General features: G+C 65.7%; 19 protein-coding genes and 1 tRNA gene. 3 read left to right on the top strand and 17 right to left on the bottom strand.

The genetic code is table 11. The annotated features are described in order from the left end of the window. Positions 1 to 140 precede the first annotated feature (140 nt). The 17 genes from ASF31_RS06615 to ASF31_RS06535 all read right to left on the bottom strand — a co-directional run bounded on the left by ASF31_RS06615 (position 141) and on the right by ASF31_RS06535 (position 16,309). Complete coding sequence (locus tag ASF31_RS06615; RefSeq protein ID WP_082465058.1) at positions 141 to 1,253, bottom strand: pectinesterase family protein; 1,113 nt, start codon at positions 1,251 to 1,253, stop codon at positions 141 to 143. Positions 1,254 to 1,330: 77 nt separating this feature from the next. Then, complete coding sequence (locus ASF31_RS06610) at positions 1,331 to 4,321, bottom strand: TonB-dependent receptor (RefSeq protein ID WP_235551272.1); 2,991 nt, start codon at positions 4,319 to 4,321, stop codon at positions 1,331 to 1,333. A gap of 145 nt (positions 4,322 to 4,466) precedes the next feature. Continuing rightward, on the bottom strand, positions 4,467 to 5,411 hold the full coding sequence (locus ASF31_RS06605) for a FecR family protein (RefSeq protein ID WP_055753922.1): 945 nt from the start codon (positions 5,409 to 5,411) through the stop codon (positions 4,467 to 4,469). Then, positions 5,408 to 5,995, bottom strand: coding sequence for an RNA polymerase sigma factor (locus tag ASF31_RS06600; protein WP_055753921.1), 588 nt, complete (start codon positions 5,993 to 5,995; stop codon positions 5,408 to 5,410). The genes ASF31_RS06605 and ASF31_RS06600 overlap by 4 nt, the downstream gene beginning before the upstream one ends. A gap of 469 nt (positions 5,996 to 6,464) precedes the next feature. Further along, positions 6,465 to 6,541, bottom strand: a tRNA-Arg gene (locus ASF31_RS06595). A 208-nt stretch (positions 6,542 to 6,749) separates the two neighbouring features. After that, complete coding sequence (locus tag ASF31_RS06590; RefSeq protein WP_055753920.1) at positions 6,750 to 7,229, bottom strand: hypothetical protein; 480 nt, start codon at positions 7,227 to 7,229, stop codon at positions 6,750 to 6,752. Then, on the bottom strand, positions 7,226 to 7,816 hold the full coding sequence (locus tag ASF31_RS06585; RefSeq protein WP_055753919.1) for a response regulator: 591 nt from the start codon (positions 7,814 to 7,816) through the stop codon (positions 7,226 to 7,228). Before ASF31_RS06585 ends, ASF31_RS06590 begins: the two co-directional genes overlap by 4 nt. A gap of 4 nt (positions 7,817 to 7,820) precedes the next feature. Beyond that, positions 7,821 to 8,165, bottom strand: a complete 345-nt coding sequence (locus ASF31_RS06580) for a hypothetical protein (protein WP_045811565.1) — start codon at positions 8,163 to 8,165, stop codon at positions 7,821 to 7,823. Positions 8,166 to 8,167: 2 nt separating this feature from the next. Beyond that, the gene (locus ASF31_RS06575) at positions 8,168 to 8,710 is read right to left on the bottom strand and encodes a chemotaxis protein CheD (protein WP_055753918.1); all 543 of its coding nucleotides are present in this window, start codon (positions 8,708 to 8,710) and stop codon (positions 8,168 to 8,170) included. Then, positions 8,707 to 9,096 (bottom strand): response regulator, encoded by a 390-nt coding sequence (locus ASF31_RS06570; protein WP_039246211.1) that lies wholly within the window; start codon positions 9,094 to 9,096, stop codon positions 8,707 to 8,709. The genes ASF31_RS06575 and ASF31_RS06570 overlap by 4 nt, the downstream gene beginning before the upstream one ends. 15 nt (positions 9,097 to 9,111) lie before the next feature. After that, positions 9,112 to 10,149 carry a chemotaxis response regulator protein-glutamate methylesterase gene (locus tag ASF31_RS06565; protein WP_055753917.1) on the bottom strand — a complete coding sequence of 346 codons (1,038 nt, stop codon included), beginning with the start codon at positions 10,147 to 10,149 and terminating at the stop codon, positions 9,112 to 9,114. Then, complete coding sequence (locus tag ASF31_RS06560) at positions 10,146 to 11,006, bottom strand: protein-glutamate O-methyltransferase CheR (protein ID WP_055753916.1); 861 nt, start codon at positions 11,004 to 11,006, stop codon at positions 10,146 to 10,148. The genes ASF31_RS06565 and ASF31_RS06560 overlap by 4 nt, the downstream gene beginning before the upstream one ends. Beyond that, positions 11,003 to 11,458, bottom strand: a complete 456-nt coding sequence (locus tag ASF31_RS06555) for a chemotaxis protein CheW (RefSeq protein WP_039246217.1) — start codon at positions 11,456 to 11,458, stop codon at positions 11,003 to 11,005. Before ASF31_RS06555 ends, ASF31_RS06560 begins: the two co-directional genes overlap by 4 nt. Before the next feature lie 3 nt (positions 11,459 to 11,461). Then, on the bottom strand, positions 11,462 to 13,711 hold the full coding sequence (locus tag ASF31_RS06550) for a chemotaxis protein CheA (protein ID WP_055753915.1): 2,250 nt from the start codon (positions 13,709 to 13,711) through the stop codon (positions 11,462 to 11,464). A gap of 29 nt (positions 13,712 to 13,740) precedes the next feature. After that, positions 13,741 to 14,106, bottom strand: coding sequence for a response regulator (locus ASF31_RS06545; protein WP_039246220.1), 366 nt, complete (start codon positions 14,104 to 14,106; stop codon positions 13,741 to 13,743). Further along, positions 14,103 to 14,378, bottom strand: a complete 276-nt coding sequence (locus ASF31_RS06540; RefSeq protein WP_055753914.1) for an STAS domain-containing protein — start codon at positions 14,376 to 14,378, stop codon at positions 14,103 to 14,105. The genes ASF31_RS06545 and ASF31_RS06540 overlap by 4 nt, the downstream gene beginning before the upstream one ends. Continuing rightward, positions 14,378 to 16,309, bottom strand: a complete 1,932-nt coding sequence (locus ASF31_RS06535; protein WP_055753913.1) for a methyl-accepting chemotaxis protein — start codon at positions 16,307 to 16,309, stop codon at positions 14,378 to 14,380. The genes ASF31_RS06540 and ASF31_RS06535 overlap by 1 nt, the downstream gene beginning before the upstream one ends. A gap of 502 nt (positions 16,310 to 16,811) precedes the next feature. Here ASF31_RS06535 and ASF31_RS06530 point away from each other — a divergent pair. From ASF31_RS06530 to ASF31_RS06520, 3 genes are read left to right on the top strand one after another with little or no spacing between them, the layout of a single operon-like run. Next, positions 16,812 to 18,242 carry a nitrogen regulation protein NR(II) gene (locus tag ASF31_RS06530; RefSeq protein ID WP_200918586.1) on the top strand — a complete coding sequence of 477 codons (1,431 nt, stop codon included), beginning with the start codon at positions 16,812 to 16,814 and terminating at the stop codon, positions 18,240 to 18,242. Beyond that, complete coding sequence (locus ASF31_RS06525) at positions 18,242 to 18,853, top strand: response regulator transcription factor (protein ID WP_055753912.1); 612 nt, start codon at positions 18,242 to 18,244, stop codon at positions 18,851 to 18,853. The genes ASF31_RS06530 and ASF31_RS06525 overlap by 1 nt, the downstream gene beginning before the upstream one ends. A gap of 34 nt (positions 18,854 to 18,887) precedes the next feature. Next, positions 18,888 to 21,368: a helicase-related protein gene (locus ASF31_RS06520; protein ID WP_055753911.1), complete on the top strand. Its 2,481-nt coding sequence runs from the start codon at positions 18,888 to 18,890 to the stop codon at positions 21,366 to 21,368. Positions 21,369 to 21,459: the final 91 nt, after the last annotated feature.

The following is a 21,459-nucleotide window of genomic DNA, read 5'->3' as shown; positions in this document are numbered from 1 at the left end:
AACTCCTCCGCTCAGATGGACGATAATGAAAATGATTGAATAGCGCACTCGCCAAGGGCCCCGAAATGCACCGGGGTGGTGAGCCTGATCTCATTGGGCTAGCAGCACTGTCAAGAAGATTGGAGCACCCTGCGTAAGGGCTACCAACGCCCTATGACGGCGCCTCTATCGATCCGCCTCGCCTGCTCGATCGTCAGGCGCTTCCCACGCGAAAAGTCCGCGCGACCGGGACCGCGCGATCCGAAACTGGCGAAGCGGGCGTCCTCGGGCTGGAGCATTGTGCGGGGATTGCCGTCGCGGCCGGTGTACCACATCTCGGTCCAGCCCGCCGGCGCGATATGGTCGTCCATCCAGCAGTCGAGGAAGGTCGCTGCGCCGACAAACTTCGGATCGCCGTACCGGCCATCAGGGAAGGTGCTGGACGGTCGCCAGGGGCGTCCCAAGAAGACGGAACCCCGCAGAACACCGGCGTCCCTCGTCAGACGGCAATCGTGGAAGACAAAGCCGTAGTCTTGCTCGATCGGCGTGCTTGGGGCGACGATATAGCCTTCGACCGGATCGGCGGGACGGAGTCGCGATCGGATTTCGCAACGTTCGAACCAGGCGCGCCCGCCGCCGAAGATGAAGTCATAGCTGCCAGTGATCAGGCATTTTTCGAACAGCGTCGCGCCCGCATCGGGGAACAAGGTGTCCTGATAGCTGAGAATATCGCAGTTCCGGATGACCGCGCGATCCGACCCCTTGTCCATCATCAGAGCCACGGCTTGGGGCCCTGCGCCATTGTGAGAGTGCAGGCCGTTCGGCTTGGTCATTTCCGCCAGACCGTCGAAGGCATTATTGATCGTCAGGTTCTCGGCGCGAAAATCGGGCGCGCGAACGAACAGGGTCGGGGTGCGGAATGTGCCCCACATCCGCCCATCTGGCGCCGCCAATCCCGATGCCGCCAGATGATTGATCACCGAGGCCGAGCGATCCTCGCCAATCAGATGAATGAAGGGTTTGTCGACAACGACCTGCTCGGTCCAGATGCCGCGCGTGATCAAGATGCGAAAAGGCTTTCGTCCGTCTGCGGGTGCGGCAGCGATGGCGGCGGAAAGGGTGGGATAGGAAGGCGCGCCGACCCGACGACCGGAGTCGCTTGTCCCCAGCACAGCATCGTAGGGCGCCACAGCGGCCCAGGAAGACGGCGGCGCCATCATCGGCAAAGCTGCTGCGGCGACAAGCGCCTGACGGCGCGAGAATGACAGACGCATGAGAGCCCCTAATGAAAAAGAAGGCGCCGGCCGACAGGTCGGCCAGCGCCCAGTCTCCCGGAGGAGTTGGGAGTGTTTTAGAAGGTGTAGCGGACGCCGAAGTTGTACTGCCTTCCGGTGTGCGAATAGACGTAGATGCTATCCCGGCGACTGTCGGTGTACTGCTCATTGAAGGCGTCGGTCAGGTTCAAACCTTCAAACGTCACCTTGATGCGGTCTGTCAAAGCATAGGAGGCCGAGGCGTCCACCGTCACGATGTCACGCACGCCATCGATGTCATTGGTGCTGGTGCCGCTAGGGACCGCGGTCAGATAGCGATCGCGATAGGCGGCCGAGACGCGGGCGCTGAACCGATCGTCTTCGTAATAGAGGGTGGCGTTGTAGGCGGTCTTCGAAAGGCCGAGAAGATCATTTTCAACGAAGCCCGTCGGCGATCGCGAGGAAATATAGCTGATCTTGGAGTCCACCAGCGTGACGTTGAAGATGGCGCCGAGATTGTCGAACGGTCCGGGCAGGAAGGTGAAGGGCTGCTGATAGCTGACCTCGATCCCCTTCAGCGGGCCGCCTTCGGTGTTCACCGGCTGGCTGAACAGGAAGACGTCGCTGGGCGAAACACCCAGGCCGTTCAGCAACTCCAGCGGCAAGCCGGATTGATTGAAAGGCTGGGAGGTTCGAGAGGTTTGAATGTAGCTTTCGATGTCCTTGTAGAACAGGCCGACTGACAGCAGGGCGTCAGGCGCGAAATACCATTCCGCCGACAAATCGTAGGTCGTGGCGCGGATGGGATCCAAATACGGATTGCCCGAGCTGACGCTGAACACGCCGACCGTGCTGAGGCTGCCGCCCGGCGTCACACTGCCCAGGTTTGGACGGGTCATGACCTTGGCGGCGCCGAACCGCACCAGGAAGTCCGGCGTGACTTCGGCCGTCAGATTCAGCGCCGGTAGAACGTCGTCATAGTCGCGATCGACGGTCGTCTGCTGCGCCGCGCCTGCGACCAGTTGATAGCCGGTCGAGCTCTGCTTCGTCTTGACGTAGCGCACACCGATGTCGCCGCGTACCGGAACGCCTCCAAGTTCGGTGTCAAAGTCGAGCTGCAGATAGGCGGCCGAATCCTTCTCGGTCACATTGCGGATGTTGCCACGCGCATTGGCGTTGGAGGCGCCGCTGAGTTCGAACAGCCCCGTGCCGCTGTAAATGTTAAACAGGTCGGCAAAGGCGTTGAGGTTCGGCGCGATCCAGTTGGTGACGGTGCCGTTCGGTGCGCCAAGATTGCGACCAAACCCGCTGACCAATTCGGTCAGGCTGGCCAGGGTCACGCCAGCAGGCAGTTGCGGCACCACGCCCTCGTTGACCCGCGCCAGAGCCCAGGAGTCGAACTCATATTCTTTGTAGTTCACCCCGGCCTTAAGCGTCAGCGACGGCGTCAGATCGTAGCCGCCGTCAAGTTGCACAGTCTTGATCGTGTTGGTGACGCCCTGCGGGCGCAGGCGGATTTCCGAGCGCGCCGCCCCGAAGTTGTAGGCCAGCGGGTCGGTCACGTCATAGCCGAACCGGATCAATGGCGCGTTGCGGTTTTCGCGATAGTCGTATGAGTAGTTGTCCGAATTTTCACGGTTCAGAATGACCGTCGTCTGGATCGGATTGTCAAAATCAGACTTGGAATAGCCCACCAGGCCCTTGATCCTGAATCGGTCGCTGAACGCGTGCTCGAGGCTCAGTGTCCCTTGCGTATATTTGGTGTCGAGTTCGTCGTAGCGAGTTTCCGTCTCCACATCGACGTCATCGAACAAGCCGTAGACCATGTCGCCGTTGGCATCGATGACGCCGTCGCGCACGATGATTTCTGGTCGGCCGCCCTGCGACGCGTTGCGCGCGAAGGACAGGGCTTCCAGCCAGTTTTCCTGACGCGTGGCTTTGAAGTCGGAGTAGAGCAAATCGAGATTGATCAGCGTCTGTTCCTGCGGCCGGAACTGCACCGATCCCGTCAGGCCTAAGCGCTCCTGATCGTGCGTCAGGCGTCCGTAGCGCGGAAAACGAGGCGTATAGACATCGGCCCGCCTCGCATCAGCAAAGGGTGATGCGGGGTTATAGCCCCCAGCCTCGGTCCCGTTGAGCCAGCCGCCGGAACCATGTCCTTCCTCCAGAAGCCGACGCTTGGTGTAGGCCACCGAGACGAGGGCTCCGAGACGCCCATCCATCCAGGTATTGCTGGCGAGGGCCGCAAATCGCGGGTCCCATTCCCGGGACAGATCATTGTAGCCGTATTGGCCCGACACAACGAGGTTGGCGCCGGCGTAGTCGAACGGACGACCGGTCTGCAGATCGACCGTAGCGCCCAACGACCCCTCTTCCGTTTCGGCCGAGGCGGTCTTACGGACCGTGATGCTGTTGAAAAGCTCGGACGCGAAGACGTTGAAGTCGAAGGCTCGGTTGCGGTTGGCGCCGCCTGAGCTGTCCGTGCCCGACGCGGTGCTCTGACCCTCTACGCCGTTGATGCGAACGCGCGTGAACTGCGGCCCCAAGCCCCGCACCGTGATCTGACGGCCTTCGCCGGCGTCGCGTGCAATGGAGACGCCAGGCACCCGCTGAATGGACTCCGCAAGGTTGGCGTCGGGAAAATCGGCCATATCCTCGGCCTTGATCACATCCACCACGCCGTTGGCTCGCCGCTTGGCCGTCAGCGCGCTGCCCAGCGACGCACGGAAACCGGTTACCACGATAGTTTCAACTTCATCCGCCTGGTCTTCGATCTCGCTCCCCTGGGCGACGGTCTGGGGCGCGACGCTCGCGCCGGCGAGCACTGCCGTCCGGCCGTTGTTGGACGCCACCACCAGGTTGCTGCCCTGCAGGAGCCGGCCCAGCCCCTGATCAACCGAATAGACGCCTTGCACAGCGGCGGTCCGTTGTCCTGCGACCGCGTCGGTCGACGCCAGGATTTGAAGATCCGCTTGGCGTGCGAAGGCGGGCACGCCGGTCGAGGCAGGCTGCGCCGGGATATTGAACTGTCTGGCCTGAGCCTGAACGGCGCCGGCGCCGGCCAGCGCCATCGTGCTGACGGCGATCATCAGCGACGCCTTCGCGCCTTGGTTTCGCGACATGGCCATGCGTCGGCCCTCCCTTTTTCTGTTTCCTGGTTCCCGGACCCTTCTTCGAGGGTTCCTAGAGTCTCGATGTTCGACGATCGACTTTCCGTCGCCGGACGAAAAAGATTTATCCGGCGCCACCCAGCATGATGACATCTGCGCCCACCTTCACGCTCGCGTCATGGGCGACGCCCACAGCCTGGGCGAAGCTTTCCGGTTCGTTGGTGCGGAACCATCCGACCACGGTACGGCCTTCCAGATCCGGATCGACGATCACAATCTTGCGGTTGTTGTAGCGGTTGAACTCAGCTGCCGCCGCGCCGATCGTGTCGCCATCCAGAACAATCTGCCCTTCTCGCCAAGACAGCGCTCGGTCCATTTCCAGCGGACGCTTCACCGGGCTGGACGCGCCGGCCTGGTCGCTGACGAACACCTGTTCACCGGCGGCGACGCGGCGGCGCATTTTTCCAGCGCCCTTGTCGCTCCAGACCTCCACGACGCCTTCCGTCACGCGAACTTCGGCCCCGCCGGACTTGCGGCGAACTGAGAAGGCAGTGCCGACCGCTTGGACGCGGACATCGCCCGCCGCCACGACGAAAGGCCGCGCTCGATCTTTTGCGACCTGAAACCACGCCTCTCCCTGATCAAGGATCACGGCGCGTTCGGCCTTTTGAAAGCGGATGTCCAATGTCGTGTCGGTGTTTATCGCCGCCATCGACCCGTCGGCCAAGGGCACGCGGCGAATCTCGCCCACCAAGGTCCGGTAGCGCTGACGCGACAAGATCGGCGTCAGAACGACCCCGGCCGCGACAGCCGCCGCCAATCCCATCCCCCCGAGAAGCACGCGGCGGTCAGGCTTCGCCAGCGCCCGGTGCGTTTGGGTCTGAGGCATGGGCTCGACCATCAAGGCCATGACCGCCCGCGCCCGCCACAAAGCGCCCTCACGACGGCTGTCGCCAGCCAGCCAGTCGTCCAAGGCCGCTTGGTCGGACGCGCTAATCACGTTTGCGTCCAGTCGAGCGGCCCAATTGGCCGCCGCCGCGTCGATCTCTGTGGAAGCTTCACGGCTCATGCACGCCGCTCCCCGGTCGATGATGGGGCGACATTAGCGTCAGCCTTTGCCAAGCCTGCCAGGACGGCTTTCAACCCGCGCGCAGCTTCGTTCTCGACCACGTTCTCCGACACGCCCAACTGGCGCGCGATCTCCTTTTGAGACAGCCCCAGCACGCGGCGCATCTCGAAGATGCGTCGGCTGCGTTCGGGCAATGTGGCGACGATCTTCATTACGCGTTCGAGTTCCTTGCGTCCCCCGGCGATACGCTCTGGCGACGGTTCGTCCCATTCGATGCGCAGGGCGTCGATTTCCGTCACGGCGTCGATCCGGACAATGCGGGCGCGGCGCATCTGCTCAAGCACGACAGACCGCGCGGTCTGGAAGAAATAAGCGCGAGGACTCTCGATCTGCTCGACCGCCTTCAGGTTGGCCAATCGGCAATACGATTCCTGAATGACATCATCGACATCGTTGGAGGTCACAAGCGATCGCCGAAGCCAAGCGCGAACATCCTGCTCGTGGGGCAAGATTTCATGCCCCAACCAGCGAACGCGCTCTCGTTCCGATTTTCCACCGCCTTGAGCCAATTTCAGTTCCCCCATGGGTCACGATGCGCGGCGGCGGCGTTTCCGTCAAAACGCGGCATTCGGGAGATGGTGAACGTAAAGAGATGGCTATGCGCAGTGCCTGGCGTTGTGAGGATGACGCTGACAGCCTTGAGTGATTTCAAGACGAGACCAAAGCCACGAACGGCATGCTGGTGCGGCGTGCGCTACTGCCTCCTCCCCCCCGCTGCACTCCTAACCCAGAGATCCGCCCGACAATAGTCCTCAGGATCAAGGTGTGTGCCGCGAGTGCCGATATGCCCGTGCGGTGTGGCTGACCAAGCGAAGACTCAGCCGAACTCAGGCTGAAGCGATAGTGCAGTGTACAGTCGTAGAGCGGACGGTGCGAACTTCCGCCATGAGTCATAGGCAGACATTCTACCGCGACAGCTCGATCCTGCCTTAGTTTGTTTTTCGCGTCTTAAGTTGGATTCGTGCCAGCCTTATCTTGCACCCGACAGCGCGATGGCGACCCCGGCAGGACTCCAACCTGCGACCTCGGCTTTAGGAAAGCCTTGCTCTATGCAGCTGAGCTACGGGGCCACGCAGGACGCCGTAGCGGGTCGGGGCGGCGGGGGGAAGTCGGGGCGGCGAAAAAGTCGGGCGGCGGTCGTTCGACTCCGGCGTCGGGCGTTTGTGGTTAAGGCTGCTTAACCTACCAGATATCGCGGTGAACAAAGGACGAAACGGGCGATGTCAGCGATTCGGTCCTGATTCGTTTCGCCCTTGTTCCGCGAGAACGGAACGGCCGTTAACCGACGGGCGGAATGTGAGCGGTCAGGGCGCGCAGGCCCTCCAGGAGGCGGTCGGAATCGGCGCTGGTCTGGCCCTGGGCGGCCAGGGTCAGGCGGAGCGCGCGGACGTGAACCTCGACCGAGGGCCAAGACCAGCTGCCGGCGCTCTTCATCCGGTCGGCGATCTCGCACAGGCTGAAGGCGGCCTCGAAGAAGGTCGGGACGTCCAGATAGCCGGCCATGTCGACCATGGCGGAGGCGAAGGCATAGACCTGGGCCGGGGCGTCCGACGGACGGGTCGCGCACAGGGCCTCGATGGCGTCGACATTGGCCGTCAACAGGGTGAAGACGTGGTCGCGCTGTTCATCCAGCGCCTGGTTGGCGCGCGACTCGGCCTCGACGATCAGACGACCGCCGGGCCGCGCCATCTGGCGCTGGAGCGAGGTGTGGACGCGGCGGACGGTGGGCGTCTTGGGCGCGGCGGCTGGCTCGGTCACAGGCTGACCTTCATCGGCTTCATCAGCATGTCGATGTCGTCCTGATCCATGTTTTCCTCGACCGCCTCGCCCAGATCGCCGGACAGGTCGCTAGAGCGGCGGCCGTCGGTGCCGGGGGGCGGCCCATAGTTGCGCACCCTGCGGTCGGGCCCGATGTAGTGTTCGGCCTCGACGAAATCCCGGTCCTCGCCGCCCAGCCAGATGATGCGCTTCAGCAGCAGGGACGGCGACAAGGGCTTGGCGACGATGAAGCTGGCCCCGCAGTCGCGGCCCTGCTGGACCTTGGCCTGTGAGGCGTGGCCGAGGATCATGATGACGGGCACATAGCGGGTCGGCGTCGGGGCGTCGCGCCGCAGCCAGCGCACGAAGTCATAGCCGTCCATGTCCGGCATGATGCAGTCGATCAGGATCAGATCGACCGAGCGGCGCGCCAGCAGTTCGACGGCCGCCTGGGCCGAGGCGCATTTGATCTGCTCCTTGCAGCCGAAGCCCTGGACGATGGACCCCAGCATATCCAGCGACGTCGGCTGGTCGTCGATCAGAAGGACCGTCGTGTGCGCCAGATTGACCCGATCGCTCTTGGCCATGGCGTCAGAACAGCATCAGGTCGCCAGCGTCGGCGTTCGATTGCGGGCGATGTTCGCCGGCGGCGGGGCGAAGGCGGCCGGCCATGTCGGCCAGCGACAGGCGGCTGACGGCCTCGGACGGGCTGGCGCCGCCGCCCAGCATGCGCAGGACGCCGGACAGAGCCTCAAGACGCTGGGTCAGGGCGTCCAGGGCCTGGGCCTGGGTCAGGGCGTTGGGACGTTCCTCGGGCGGGGCGCGGCGGACCAGATCGCTGACCAGGGCCTCGATCCCGTCGATGCCTTCGCGCACCAGCATCAGCTCGTCGGCGACGGCGGCCAGCAGATCGGCGTGTTCGGGAGGGGCGCTCATGCTCAGAACAGTTCCAGGGCGCCGGTATCGACCGGGGCCATGACGGGCACGGGTTTGGGGGCGACGACGTCGGTGACGGCGCGCTGCAGGGCGCGGCCGGTGACGGGCCAGTAGTGCAGGCGCCGACCGCCGTCGCCGCGCAGGCTGCCGCCGACGACGGGAATGCCTTCGTCGCGCAGGAATTTCTCGGCGAAGTCGGCGTTGCTGCGCCCCACATCGCGCAAGCTGTCGAACATGCGGCCGCCGCCGAACAGCTTGGCCTCTAACCGATCGCGACGGGCGCCGGCCTTGAGCATGTCGTTGATCAGCAGCTCCATCGCATAGGCGCCGTAGCGACGTCCCGCGTCGGTGCCCGCGCCCGAGCCTTCGGGCAGCAGGAAGTGGTTCATGCCGCCGACGCCCGCCAGCGGATCGCGCACGCACATGGCGACGCAGGACCCCAGGATGGTGCTGAGCACGACATTGGGATCGGACGTGATGAAATGCTCGCCCTGACCGACGTGAACGCGCTTTTCGACCGTGTCCTTCAGGGCGGCGAAACTCATGTCAGGGGACCGAAAACTGCTTCCAGCTTGCCCTTCAGCTGGGCGACGGTGAAAGGCTTGACCAGATAGTTGTTGACGCCGAACTGCACCGCACGCTGGACCAGCTCGCGGTCGGCGCGGCCCGTCAGCATGATGAAGGCGGTCTTGGAGGTGGGGGGATGAGCGCGCACGGCGCGCAGCAGGCCCAGACCGTCCAGGTTCGGCATATTGTAGTCGGAGATGATCAGGTGAGCGGGCTTGGACACGATCTCACGCAAGGCGATTTCGCCGTCGGCGGCCTCGCGGATCTCGCGCACGCCGAGCTGTTGCAAGCTGGTGCGGACAAGCGAGCGCATCGTCATCTGATCATCGACGACCAGGCAGTGAAGTGAGGCGGCGGCGGGCATAGGTTACGCTCCCGATTAGGCGACAGACCGCGCGGCCGGATCGGCGCACAGTTCGAGAATGGCGGGGGACAGGCGGTGCAGCGGCAACTGCCGCTCCACGGCGCCGATTTCATGGGCGGCCTTGGGCATGCCGTAGACGACGCAGGTCGCCTCGTCCTGACCCAGGGTGCGGCCGCCGGCCTGGCGCATGGCGAGCAAGCCCTTGGCGCCGTCGCGGCCCATGCCGGTCAGGATGACGCCGGTCATCGGACGCTTCAGCCGGGCGACGGATTCGAACATCACATCGACTGACGGACGGTGGCCGTTGACGGGATCGCTGGCGATCAGGCGGCAACGGGGCGTCAGGCCGCCGGACACCTCAAGATGGGTTGCGCCGCCGGGGGCCAGATAGATGTGGCCCGGCTTCAGCGGGGCGCCGTCCACCGCCTCAGTCACGGTCGGGGCGCAGACGCGGTCCAGGCGGGCGGCGAAGCTGGCGGTGAAGGTCGCCGGCATATGCTGGGTGATGACAGTCGCCGGGCAATCCAGCGGGAAGCCGCTGAGCACCGTCAGCAGGGCCTCGACCCCGCCGGTGGACGAACCGATGGCGAGAATCTGATTGGGGTCGGCGTGATAGGCGCGCGGCGCCTCGGCGGCGGCGGGCGTGTCGCCGCGGGCGCGGACACGCGAACGGGCTGCTGTCTTCACCTTGCCGATCAGGTCGTGGAAGGCGTCGACGCTGGCGACCGCCGGCTTGGCCACCGCATCCACGGCCCCGATTTCCAGCGCGGCCAGGGTCACGTCCGTACCCGCCGCCGTCAGGGTCGAGACCATGACCACCGGCATCGGCCGCAGCCGCATGATCTTTTCCAGGAACTCCAGCCCGTTCATATTGGGCATCTCGACGTCCAAGGTGAGGACATCGGGATTCAGGGCCTTGATTGCGGCGCGCGCCTCGATGGGATCGGCGGCGGTGCCGACGACCTCAATCTCCGGGTCCGACTTCAGGGCGGCCGAGATCAGCCCGCGCATGGTCAGGCTGTCGTCGACGACGAGGACGCGGACGGGGCTCATGCAGACCCCAAGCGATAGGTTGTCAGGCCGGCGGTCTGGAGCTGGCTGGTCGCCGGGCCGGAGACGCGTTCGGAGTGACCGATGTAGAGGGTCGCGCCGGGGTTCATCAGCGGAGTGAACCGCTTCCACACCCGCTCCTGGGTCGCGTCGTCGAAGTAGATGACGACGTTGCGGCAGAAGATGACGTCGAACTTGCCCTTCATCGGCCAGTCGCCGATCAGGTTCAGCTCCTTGAAGCTGACCAGACGCTTCAGCTGCGCGCCCGCGACCCACTGGCCACGATCGGCGCGGTCGAAATATTTACGCCACAGGGTGACGGGCGCGGGCTCCAGCGCCTCTTCGGAATAGACGCCATCATGGCCTTGGGCGACCATGTTGGGATCGATGTCGGTGGCCAGGATTCGCACATCCAGCTCGGCCGCTTCGGGCAGGGCCTGAAGCACGGTCAGGGCCATCGAATAGGGCTCCTGCCCGTTCGAGCAGGCCGCCGACCACAGACGGACCCGGCCGCCGGCGCGGGCGCGCGCCGCCAGTTCGGGCATGACCCGGTCGCGCAGGTCGTCGAAATGGTGCGGCTCGCGATAGAAACGGGTGACGTTGGTGGTCAGGGCCGCCGTCATCTTCTGACGCTCGTCCACGCCGTCCACGCCCTCGACCAGGGCGCAGTAGTCGCGGAAGCTGGTCAGACCCAGGGTGCGCAACCGCTTGGCCAGCCGCGAATACACGAGCGCGGCCTTGCCCTCGTTCAGGGCGATGCCCGCGTGGGCGTGCAGCATCTGGGCGATATGGCGGAAATCATCGGCGGTGAAGACGAACTCGCCCTCGACGATGGATCCCCGGCCGGCGGCGGCGGTCATGCGGCTTCGGCCTCGACTTGCGGCAGGATGTAATCCAGTTCGATCAGGCTGATCATGCGGCCGTCGATCGAGAAGATGCCCTTGACGAAGGTCTTGACCTGATCGCTGGCGACGTCGGGCGTCGGCTGGACCGAGGCCTCGCTCATCTGCAGGATGTCGGACACGGCGTCGACCAGCAGGCCGACCATCCGGCCGCCGATATGGGCGACCATGATGACGTGGCGCGCCGTCGGTTCCGAGGTCGTCAGGCCGAAGCGCGCGCCCAGATCGATGATCGGCAGGACCGTGCCGCGCAGGTTGATGACGCCCTTCATGTATCCCGGCGAACGGGGCAGAGGCGTCGCCGGCGTCCAGCCGCGGATTTCGCGCACCGACATGATGTCGACGCAAAATTCCTGACTGCCGATGCGGAAGGCGATCAGTTCACGCTGGAGATCTTTGGCTTCGGTCATGGTTCAGCTCGCGAGCTTGAAGTCGGGACGGACGGATTTGCGGCGCATGTCGGTGACCAGCACATCGACATCCAGGATCAGGGCGACGCGCCCGTCGCCCAGGATGGTGGCGGCGGCGACGCCCTCGACCTGCTGGTAGTTGGTTTCCAGGCTCTTGATGACCACCTGGCGCTGGCCCTGGATGGCGTCGAACAGCAGGGCCGCCTGCTGGCCGCCTTCGGTCTCGACGACCACGGCGACGCCTTCGGTCGGGTTCATCGGCTGTTCGCGGAAGCCCATGATCAGAGCCACGTCGATCAGCGGCAGGAACCGATCGCGGAAGCGGATGACGGGATCCACGCCGCCGACGAAATGCAGATCGACGGCCTGCGGAGTCAGGCTCTCGACGATGGCCGGCAGCGGCGCGATCAGCGTCTGTTCGGCGGCGGCAACAACCATGCCGTCCAGCACCGCCAGCGTCAGCGGCAGGCTGAGGGTAAAGGTCGAGCCCTTGCCCGGAACCGAGCTGATGGAGATGCGTCCGCCCAAGGCCTGGATCGAGCGTTTAACCACGTCCATGCCCACGCCCCGGCCCGAAATGTCGGACACGACGGCGGCGGTGGAGAAGCCCGGCGCGAAGATCAGATTGTCGATCTGTTCGTCGGTCAGGGGCGCGTCGGCGGCGATCAGACCCTTGTCGACGGCGATCTTCTTGACCCGTTCGCGGTTGATGCCGCGGCCGTCGTCGGAGATTTCGATGACGATCCGACCCGAGCGGTGCAGGGCCGCGAGACGCACGGTGCCCTCGGCCGACTTGCCGGCGGCGACGCGCTCATCCGGGGTTTCCAGCCCGTGGTCGATGGCGTTGCGCAGCATGTGGGTGATGGGTTCAGCCAGGCGTTCGACCACGGTCTTGTCGACCTCGGTGTCCTCGCCGGCCGTGACCAGGCGAACCTGTTTGGAGACCATGTCGGCGACTTCGCGGACCAGACGGGGCATACGCTGGAACACCGACTTCACCGGCTGGGCGCGGATGGCCATGACGCTGTCCTGGATCTCGCGGGTCAGCAGCTCCAGATCTTCGAGGCCCAGCGCGATGCCGGACGACCGGGCAAGGCCGCTTTCCAGGACGCGCTGCGACAGCATGGCCTGCTGGATGACGAGTTCGCCGACGACGTTGATCAGGCGATCCACGCGGTCCAGATCGACACGGATCGTCACCGGCGCGGGCGCGACAGGGGCGGAAGCCGGCGCGGGCGTCGCCGCCACGGGTGCGGCGACAGGGGCAGCCGCCGGCTCTACGGCAGGTGCAGCCGCGATCGGGGCCGGCGCGGGCTCCAACTCCAGGGGAGCGAAGGGCACGACCTCGGCCGCCGGCTCGGCGGCGGCGCCAGCGGCCTTGGCCAGCAGGGCGGCGATGTCCAGATCGTCGCTGGCGGGCAGGACGGCGGCCGGTTCGTCGTCGAACGCGACGATGTCGGTTGCGCCGCCGGCGCCCAGGGGCGTGATGGTCAGATCGCAGTCGCTTTCGACAAAGTCGAAGACCTCGCGCACGGCCGCCTCGTCGACGGCGGCGGCCAGATCGACCGTCCAGGTCAGGCAGCCGTCCTCGATCGACAGCGCGTCCAGCGTCGGCGTCTCGCTGTCGTCCACGACGACCGTGACCGGGCCGAGGCGGCCCAGTTCGCGCAGCAGCAGGCTGGTCTCGTTGGCGTTGACGTACATCCGGCCCATCGGCTTGAACACGATGCGCCAGCCGACCGACGGGGCGTCGGCGCCCAGGTCGGCGATGGGCAGGGGCGCAGGCTCGTCCAGCGCCATGTCGAAGGCCATGGGGGTGAAGCCGAAGTCATCTTCGTCTTCCTCGACCTCGACCGGCGCCTCGCCGCCGTGGGTCAGGACCTGCATTTCGGCGACCAGGGCGGCGGACCGCGCCTCGTCCACCGGCGGGATCAGACCCTGGGCGGCCTGGATATGATCGGCCAGCACGTCGGAGGCGCGCAGCAGGGTCTTGATGGTGATGGCGTCGCACGGCTTACGGCCCGCGCGCAGTTCGTCCATCAGGGTCTCGAAGACGTGGGCGAACCGAACCAGGGCCTCCAGGCCAAAGGCCCCTGCCCCGCCCTTGACCGAATGGACGGCGCGGAAGACGGCGTTGATCGTCTCCAGGTCGGTCTGACCCTGTTCAAGCAACATCAGCTTGGCTTCCAGGTCCGCGAGCAGTTCGTCGCATTCCTGGAAGAAGGTGGCTTTGATGGCTTCGAAGGCGTCCATTAGGTCGGGGTCCGGCGGGCTTCAGGCGATCAGGCGGCGACGCGGCGGACGGCGTCCACCAGCTTTGCGGGGTCGAACGGCTTGACGATCCAGCCGGTGGCGCCGGCGGCGCGGGCGCGCGCCTTCTTCTCGACGTCGCTCTCGGTCGTCAGCACCAGCACAGGGGTCGTGCGGTGGTTCGGATCGGCGCGGACGCCCTCGATGACGCCGAAGCCGTCCATGCGCGGCATGTTGATGTCGGTGATGATGACGTCGGCGCCCTTGGACGCCAAGGTCTCCAGACCGTCCACGCCGTCCACTGCCTGGATCACGGTATAGCCCGCGTCTTCCAGCGCCATCAGCAGCATGTCGCGCATGGTGCGTGAATCGTCGATCGTCAGAACGGTCTTGGTCATGCCAACGCCCCCTCGGTGTTGAAGTCCGGCGCGCCGTAGGCCGCCCATTGTTCCGTCCAATATTGGGACACAGACCCTAAACTTAGGTTGACGCCGTCTGCCGCCCACGTCTTTCGCGCCGACAGCAGGATCTGCAGGCACAGCCCGCCCAGACGCTGAACTGCAGAGGCGTCCAGGACCACCGAATGACCGCGCAGGGCCAGCAGTTCAGCCTTCAGCGGCTCGGCCGCATTCAGGTCCAGCACGTCGGACAGGATCACGGTTTCGGTCATCAGAATTCCTCCCAACCGTCTTCGGCGGCGGTGACTTGAGGCCTGGGCGCAGCGCCGCCACGGCCGATGGTCTTCAGCGCGGCGACCATGTGGCTGGAGCGAGCAGCGGGCTTGGCGACGGGCGCAGGCGTGCGAACCGGCGCGGGCGCAGCGGCGCGCGGCGACGAGGCGCCGACGCGGAACTGGGCCACCGAGGCTTGCAGGCTCTCCGCCTCTTGGGCCAGCGAATGGCTGGCGGCGGTCGACTGCTCGACCATGGCCGCGTTCTGCTGAGTGACCTGGTCCATCTGGTTCACGGCGGTGTTGACCTGGGCCAGACCGACGGCCTGTTCCTGGGCCGAGGCCGCGATTTCGGTGACCAGGCTGTCGATCTCGGCGACGCGGTCCACGATCCGTTGCAGGGCCTCGCCGGTCTCGCCGACCAGTTTGACGCCCGAGCCGACCTGACCCGTCGAGGCCGAGATCAGGGTCTTGATCTCCTTGGCGGCTTCGGCCGAACGCTGGGCCAGGGCGCGAACTTCGGAGGCGACGACCGCAAAGCCGCGACCGGCCTCGCCGGCGCGCGCGGCCTCGACGCCCGCATTCAGGGCCAGAAGGTTGGTCTGGAAGGCGATCTCGTCGATGACGCCGATGATCTGGTTGATCTGGGTGGACGAGCTTTCGATGGCGGTCATGGCCTGGACGGCGTCGCGGACGATGATGCCGCTCTTCTCAGCGTCGCCGCGCGCGGCCTGAACCACGTCGGAGGCTTGACGGGCTCCCGAGGCGGTCTTGTTCACCGTCGCGGTGATTTCATCCAGAGCCGCAGCCGTTTCCTCCAGGGAGGCGGCCTGCTGTTCGGTGCGGCGCGACAGGTCGTCGGCGGCCTGCGAGATTTCGCCCGCGCCCGAGCGAATGCCCGAGACATTGTTGACCACGACCGAGACGGCCTGTTGCAGCTGGGAGATGGCGGCGTTGAAGTCGGTCTTCAGCTGAGCCGACTTGGGATTGAAGTCGATCTCGATCCGGTAGGTCAGGTCGCCGTTCGACATGGCGGACAGACCCTGGCCCAGGGCGCCGATGGCCTGGGCGTCCTCGGCGGCCTCACGCGCCTTCTCGGCCTCGCGTTCAGCGCGTTCCTGCTCGCTCATGGACCGGTTGGCGATCGCCTCCTGTTCGACGCGGACCTTTTCGATCGCGGCGTCGCGGAAGGCCACGATGGCCTGACCCATCTTGCCGAACTCATCCTTGCGCTCGGCGCTGGCGACCTTGATGTCGGTATCGCCGGCCATCAGTTTTTGCATATAGCCGATCATCGTGAAGATCGGGCGCACGATGGAGCGCGTCGCGACGAAGCCGGCGATGACGGCGATCACCAAGGCCGAGATCAGTCCCACGATCGTGGCGATCAGCGCGGTGCGGCTGGCGGCGGCCTGAGCTTCGGTCGAGGCCTTGCGCGCCAATTCGTTGGCGCTCTTGATCTGGTCGATCGTGTCTTCGACCGGTGCGACGTAGTTGTCGGCCGTTCCGTTGCGCCCGACCATTTGCACGGCCTGGGACGCGCGACCGTCGCGCACCATCGCGGAACCGGCTTCGACGACGTTCTTGTACCAGGTCGCATTGGCCTCGACCGCCTTGTCGATCAGGGCGGCGCGATCGGCCGGCAGTTCGCCGCGCAACTCGTCCATGGCCGCCAGAAACTTGGCGCGGTGCGCATCGACGCGCTCGATATAGTAGGGATCCTGAGACAGGAGGTAGCCGCGGAAGGCGTTCTCCTGGCGCGTCATGTAGAACTCGGCCGTCGCCGTGGTGCGGTTGGCCTGGTTCTCCACCGTGCGAACCTCGCCGGCCTTCTCTAACTGAAGCAGGCTGGTGACGACGACGACGCCCATGACGGCGATCGCCGCCAGAACGAGACCAAAGGCCGCGAACAGCTTGCGGCCGACGGGCATATTTTCAATCAACTTCAACTCAGCATCCCCCGGTGGATCGGTTACTCAGAACGAATGGGTGGCGATCGCGGCAGTGCGGCCATGCGGTCGGCGACGCCCGGCTTCGAGGCCCAGCCTCTGGGTCATCAGCGGCGTCGATACAGCGGCTGCCGAAGGCCCGTAGAAATGTGATGAGCTACGCATGGCGATCCCCGAAGCTTCTGCATTCTGAAGCCCAAGGATGAGGCGATGATTAATATTAAATCTGAACTGCGCCGTATGTAGGATTGCGTAGACGAGACGGCGGATGTGGCGTCGCCTGCGAAAGGGTCCTAAGCGCTGCGCTCTCGATCACAGGCCTGAACCCAACCGCGCGAATACGTATGTTCACGTATAGAAAATGCGCCTATACAAAATTGTCCAAAACGTGGCCTGGGCATTCCTGTAATAGTTCAACCAGCCAACGATCATGAATTCATGCCCTCGTGAAATACATTCGCCTGTATCGATTTAGCATCGCGATATGAGCTTCCGGTCCAAGACAGGGTGGAGCGGGGCGTTGATTGCGTGTCTGTCGGTGCTTGTTGCGACACTGATCCGCAGCGCACTCGAACCGATCGGAAACTTCTACTATCTGCCGCTGGTCCCGGCGGTGATTGTTACGGCTCTGCTGGCGCGAAGGGGGGCGGTCGTGTTGGCGATCCTGTTGGCCATCGGGGCCAACCTGTGGCTTGTGCCGCGTGAAAGCACCCTGGACGCCATAACGAACGCCGCGCTTTTTGCGGTCATCGCTTGGGTCATCGCCGAGGTCTGTCGTCGGCTGATCGACTCGTTGGAACAGGCCCGCGCCCTGACGCGCGATCTGGCGCTGCGCGAGATGCTGCTGGACACCATCGTGGCCACGACGCCGATCGTGACCCTGGACCGTGAAGGACGCACGCGCCGCGTGACCCCGGCCGCCGCCGATCTGCTGGGTGTGGATCGAGAGGCGGCGATGGCGCAGCCTTTCGCATCACTGCTGCCCGGCTTCGACGACGCGGCCCTGGCGAAGGCTCGCCAGGGCGGCGAGGTGCTGAGCCCGTCCTCCGGCCCCTGGACGAGCGGGAATATAGAGACGCCCGGGTCGCCGCTGACGCTTCACGCCAACGTGCTCCCGGATGACATCGCCCCCGAACACATCGTCCTGACGCTGGGCGATCAAAGCCAGGCCGAGACGATCCGCAAGGGCGAGCGCGATTTGAACGACAAGCTCAGCAGCGTCTGGCGTTTGAACTCGATGGGCGAAATGGCCGCAACCCTGGCCCACGAACTGAACCAGCCGCTGACCGCCGCCACCGTTTATCTGCATGCCGGCCAGGCCGAACTGACACGGCTGGGGACGGTCGCGGAAGGGCCGGCCAGGACCATCGACCTGGCCAAGACCCAGTTGCTGCGCGCGGGCGACATCATCCGGCGCATGCGCGAACAGGTCGCGACAGGTTCGCGGTCCTTCACCGAAGAGCGCGCCTCGCTGATCGTCCTGGACCTGGCGCCGGTCTTCGCCCTGACGGGACAGGACACCGACACGACGATCGCTCTGGATGTGGAAGAAGACGACGATCAAGTTCTGGCCGACCGCATTCAGATTCAGCAAGCGCTGGCCAATCTTGTGCGCAACGCCGTGGACGCCGTCATCGGACGCGAGGGCGCGCGCGTGACGGTGACCGGCCGGACGCTGGGCGCGGACGGCTATGAGATCGCGGTGTGCGACAATGGCGACGGCATCCCCGAAGACAGAATCGACAGCATCTTTCATCCGATGGCGACGACTAAGGCCGGCGGCATGGGTCTGGGGCTGTCGGTCACGCGTTCAATCGTCGAAAGCCACGGCGCGACCCTGGTCGTTAGCCGGAATTCTGAGGGTGGAGCGACCTTTTCGTTTCGTTTGCCGCGTCCCACGGAGTCCGAAATCTGATGAGCCCGCACTCCGTTTTCATCATCGACGACGACCCCGCCATGCGTGACGCCTTGGTGCTGATGCTGCGCGGGGCTGGGTATCGGGCGCGCAGTTTCCTCAGCGCAGACGACTTCCTGACCAATCTGCCCGAAGACCGCAGCGCCTGCGTCATCACCGATGTGCGGATGCCGGGGCTTCAGGGTTCTGAGCTGGTCGGGCGTCTGAAAACCCTGCGCGGCGACACCTGGCCGGTGATCGTCATCACGGGTCATGGCGAGGTGACGCTGGCGGTTCAGTTGATGAAGGCGGGCGTCGTGGATTTCGTCGAAAAGCCATTTGATCCGCAGCGAATGCTGGACGCGGTTTCCAGCTGCCTGGCCTCCCTGACCAGTCTTGAGGCCGAGCGGATCGCGCGCGAGGACGCCAGGGCCCGACTGGACACCCTGACCCCGCGCGAGCGTCAGGTGTTCGACGCCCTGATCGACGGCTGCTCCAACAAGGAGATCGCCCAACGGCTGGAGATCAGCCCGCGCACGGTCGAAATCTTTCGCGCGAAGGTGATGACGAAAATGCAGGCCGCGAACCTGTCCACCCTGGTCCGGATCGGAATGCGCGCCGGCGACGCTTGAGCCGGACGAGATTCGTCGCCACCTTAGTCGCGACATGAGCGACCGGTCCGCAGGCCTCGCCCCGTCCCGCGTGACTGCGGTCCTGGGGCCCACCAACACCGGCAAGACCCATCTGGCGGTCGAGCGGATGCTGGGTCACGCCTCGGGCATGATCGGCCTGCCGCTGCGCCTGCTGGCCCGCGAGATCTATGAGCGGATCGTCAAACAGCGCGGCGCGGCGGCCGTCGCCCTGATCACCGGCGAGGAAAAGATCGTCCCGCCGCGCCCGCACTATTTCGTCTGCACCGTCGAGGCCATGCCGCTGGAGCGATCGGTCGAGTTTCTGGCCATCGACGAAATCCAGTTGGTCGCCGATCCCGAACGCGGCCACGTCTTCACCCAGCGGCTGCTGCACGCGCGCGGTCGGTTCGAGACGATGTTCCTAGGCGCCGGAACCATGGAGCCGCTGATCCGCCGCCTAGTCCCGGACGTGGAGATCATAACGCGCGACCGGTTGTCCACCCTGTCCTACGCGGGCTCCAAGAAGCTGACTCGCCTGCCCCGCCGCAGCGCCATCGTCGCCTTCTCGACCGATCGGGTCTACGCCATCGCCGAACTGATCCGGCGTCAGCGCGGCGGCGCGGCGGTGGTGATGGGCAGTCTGTCTCCTCGCACCCGCAACGCCCAAGTGGCCCTGTATCAGTCGGGCGAGGTCGATTTCCTGGTCGCCACCGACGCCATCGGCATGGGGCTGAACATGGACGTGGACCATGTCGCCTTCGCGGGCCTGAGAAAGTTCGACGGGCGGCGCACCCGCTGGCTTTACGCCCATGAAATCGGCCAGATCGCCGGGCGGGCCGGCCGGCATCTGCGCGACGGCACCTTCGGCGTCACGGCCGAGGCCGAGGATCTGGACCCCGATCTGGTCGAACAGGTGGTCGAGCATCGGTTCGATCCGATCGAGGCGGCGGAGTGGCGGAACGCCCGGCTGGATTTCGACACCCTGCCCGATCTGCTGCGCTCGCTGACGGTGACGCCCCAGCGATCGGGGCTGAGCCTGACGGCGGAGGCGCTGGACGAGACCCTGCTGCGTCGTCTGATCAAGGACGAAGAGATCGCGCGGGTGGGCCGTTCGCGCGGGGCGGTCATGCGTCTGTGGGAGGCGTGCCAGTTGCCCGACTTCCAGAAGACGACGCTGGATGAACACGCCCGGTTGGCCAAGGACGTCTTCCACGCCCTGACCGGCAAACGGGGCCGGCTGACCGACGACTGGATGGCGCCGCGCTTCGCCTTCGTGGATCGTGACGACGGTCAGATCGACCAGCTGTCGGCGCGGCTGTCGGCGGTGCGCACCCTGTCCTACATCGCCAACCGGCCGGACTGGGTTCACGACGCGCAAGGCTGGCGCGACAAGACCCGCGCGCTGGAGGACCGGCTGTCCGACGTGCTGCACGAGCGGTTGACCGCCCGGTTCGTGGATCGCCGCACCACCGCCCTGATGCGGGCGCTGAACGTGCGCGAAGACACTTTTGCAGGCGTCGCCGATGACGGCGAGGTCACGGTCGAGGGACAGGTCGTCGGCCAACTGGAAGGCGTGCGCTTTCAGATGGAAAAGGGCTCTTCGGCCCTGGAAGACCGCACCCTGCGCCAGGCGGCTGTGCGTGCGGTGACGCCCGAGATCAATCGACGGCTGGGGCGTCTGGCGGCCGAGACCGACGACGGTTTCTCGATCACGCCGGACGGGGCGGTGCTGTGGCGCGGCGTGCTGACGGCGCAGATCGCCGCGACGCCGCAGGGCGTCGATCCGTTTACGCCCTCCGTGCGCCTGCTTGGCGATCTGGGACCGACGCCCGCCCGCGAGCGCGCCCAGCGCCGGATCGAGGCGTGGTTGGCGGCGGAAGCAGGCCGTGCGCTGCGCGATCTGCGACGACTGCGTCAGGCGGTCGAGTCGGGGACATTGAAGGGCCTTCCGCGCGGCATCGCCTTTCGCCTGATCGAGGCCGGCGGCGTGATCGACCGGCGCGAGGTCGAGCGCGATCTGGCTGCGCTCAGTCAGGTCGAGCGCCGTACGCTGCGCAGTTTCGCCATCCGCATAGGGGCGCATTCGGTGTGGCTGCCCGGTCTTCAGAAGCCGCGCGCCCGCCATTTCGCCCAGGCCTTCGTCGCCGCGCCGTTGATCCCGGCGACGCCCGATCTGATCCCCGCGCCCGTGGAGCCGCCCTTGGCGCGGCTGTTGTCCGCGCACGGATTGCGATTGGCGGGACGGTGGCTGGCGCCGGTCGAGACGCTGGAGAAGATGGCCGAGCTGCGGGCCGCCAATCACGGCCGGCTGTCCGACGAGGCCCTGACCGATCTGGGCTGGCGCGCCGATCAGGCCAAACAGATCATCGCCGCCCTGAAGGTCGAACGCGCCCGCCTGCCCGACAAGACGGGCGCAGCGCCGAAGATCGTCAAGGACTCGCCCTTCGCTGCCCTCGCCGCCCTGACGGAGGCGCGGCCCAAGCGTCGTCGTCCGCGCAGGAAGACTGCTTCGTGATGCCCCATCCTTTCGTCGTTCTCCGGCGAAGCGAAGCGGAGACCGGGGAACCCAGCGGCGCGCGTGAGCGCGAACCTGTCGCGGACAATAT

The organism is Brevundimonas sp. Leaf280, from assembly GCF_001422455.1.
In the GTDB taxonomy this organism is placed as follows: Bacteria; Pseudomonadota; Alphaproteobacteria; order Caulobacterales; family Caulobacteraceae; genus Brevundimonas.
This window is presented reverse-complemented; position numbering and strand designations above follow the sequence as displayed.

Excerpts from the sequence above, each read along its gene's own strand:
- ASF31_RS06615 (WP_082465058.1), bottom strand. The coding sequence starts at position 1,253 with ATGCGTCTGTCATTCTCGCGCCGTCAGGCGCTTGTCGCCGCAGCAGCT.
- ASF31_RS06610 (WP_235551272.1), bottom strand. The coding sequence starts at position 4,321 with ATGATCGCCGTCAGCACGATGGCGCTGGCCGGCGCCGGCGCCGTTCAG.
- ASF31_RS06605 (WP_055753922.1), bottom strand. The coding sequence starts at position 5,411 with ATGAGCCGTGAAGCTTCCACAGAGATCGACGCGGCGGCGGCCAATTGG.
- ASF31_RS06600 (WP_055753921.1), bottom strand. The coding sequence starts at position 5,995 with ATGGGGGAACTGAAATTGGCTCAAGGCGGTGGAAAATCGGAACGAGAG.
- ASF31_RS06585 (WP_055753919.1), bottom strand. The coding sequence starts at position 7,816 with ATGGCCAAGAGCGATCGGGTCAATCTGGCGCACACGACGGTCCTTCTG.
- ASF31_RS06580 (WP_045811565.1), bottom strand. The coding sequence starts at position 8,165 with ATGAGCGCCCCTCCCGAACACGCCGATCTGCTGGCCGCCGTCGCCGAC.
- ASF31_RS06575 (WP_055753918.1), bottom strand. The coding sequence starts at position 8,710 with ATGAGTTTCGCCGCCCTGAAGGACACGGTCGAAAAGCGCGTTCACGTC.
- ASF31_RS06570 (WP_039246211.1), bottom strand. The coding sequence starts at position 9,096 with ATGCCCGCCGCCGCCTCACTTCACTGCCTGGTCGTCGATGATCAGATG.
- ASF31_RS06565 (WP_055753917.1), bottom strand. The coding sequence starts at position 10,149 with ATGAGCCCCGTCCGCGTCCTCGTCGTCGACGACAGCCTGACCATGCGC.
- ASF31_RS06560 (WP_055753916.1), bottom strand. The coding sequence starts at position 11,006 with ATGACCGCCGCCGCCGGCCGGGGATCCATCGTCGAGGGCGAGTTCGTC.
- ASF31_RS06555 (WP_039246217.1), bottom strand. The coding sequence starts at position 11,458 with ATGACCGAAGCCAAAGATCTCCAGCGTGAACTGATCGCCTTCCGCATC.
- ASF31_RS06550 (WP_055753915.1), bottom strand. The coding sequence starts at position 13,711 with ATGGACGCCTTCGAAGCCATCAAAGCCACCTTCTTCCAGGAATGCGAC.
- ASF31_RS06545 (WP_039246220.1), bottom strand. The coding sequence starts at position 14,106 with ATGACCAAGACCGTTCTGACGATCGACGATTCACGCACCATGCGCGAC.
- ASF31_RS06540 (WP_055753914.1), bottom strand. The coding sequence starts at position 14,378 with ATGACCGAAACCGTGATCCTGTCCGACGTGCTGGACCTGAATGCGGCC.
- ASF31_RS06535 (WP_055753913.1), bottom strand. The coding sequence starts at position 16,309 with ATGCCCGTCGGCCGCAAGCTGTTCGCGGCCTTTGGTCTCGTTCTGGCG.
- ASF31_RS06530 (WP_200918586.1), top strand. The coding sequence starts at position 16,812 with ATGAGCTTCCGGTCCAAGACAGGGTGGAGCGGGGCGTTGATTGCGTGT.
- ASF31_RS06525 (WP_055753912.1), top strand. The coding sequence starts at position 18,242 with ATGAGCCCGCACTCCGTTTTCATCATCGACGACGACCCCGCCATGCGT.
- ASF31_RS06520 (WP_055753911.1), top strand. The coding sequence starts at position 18,888 with ATGAGCGACCGGTCCGCAGGCCTCGCCCCGTCCCGCGTGACTGCGGTC.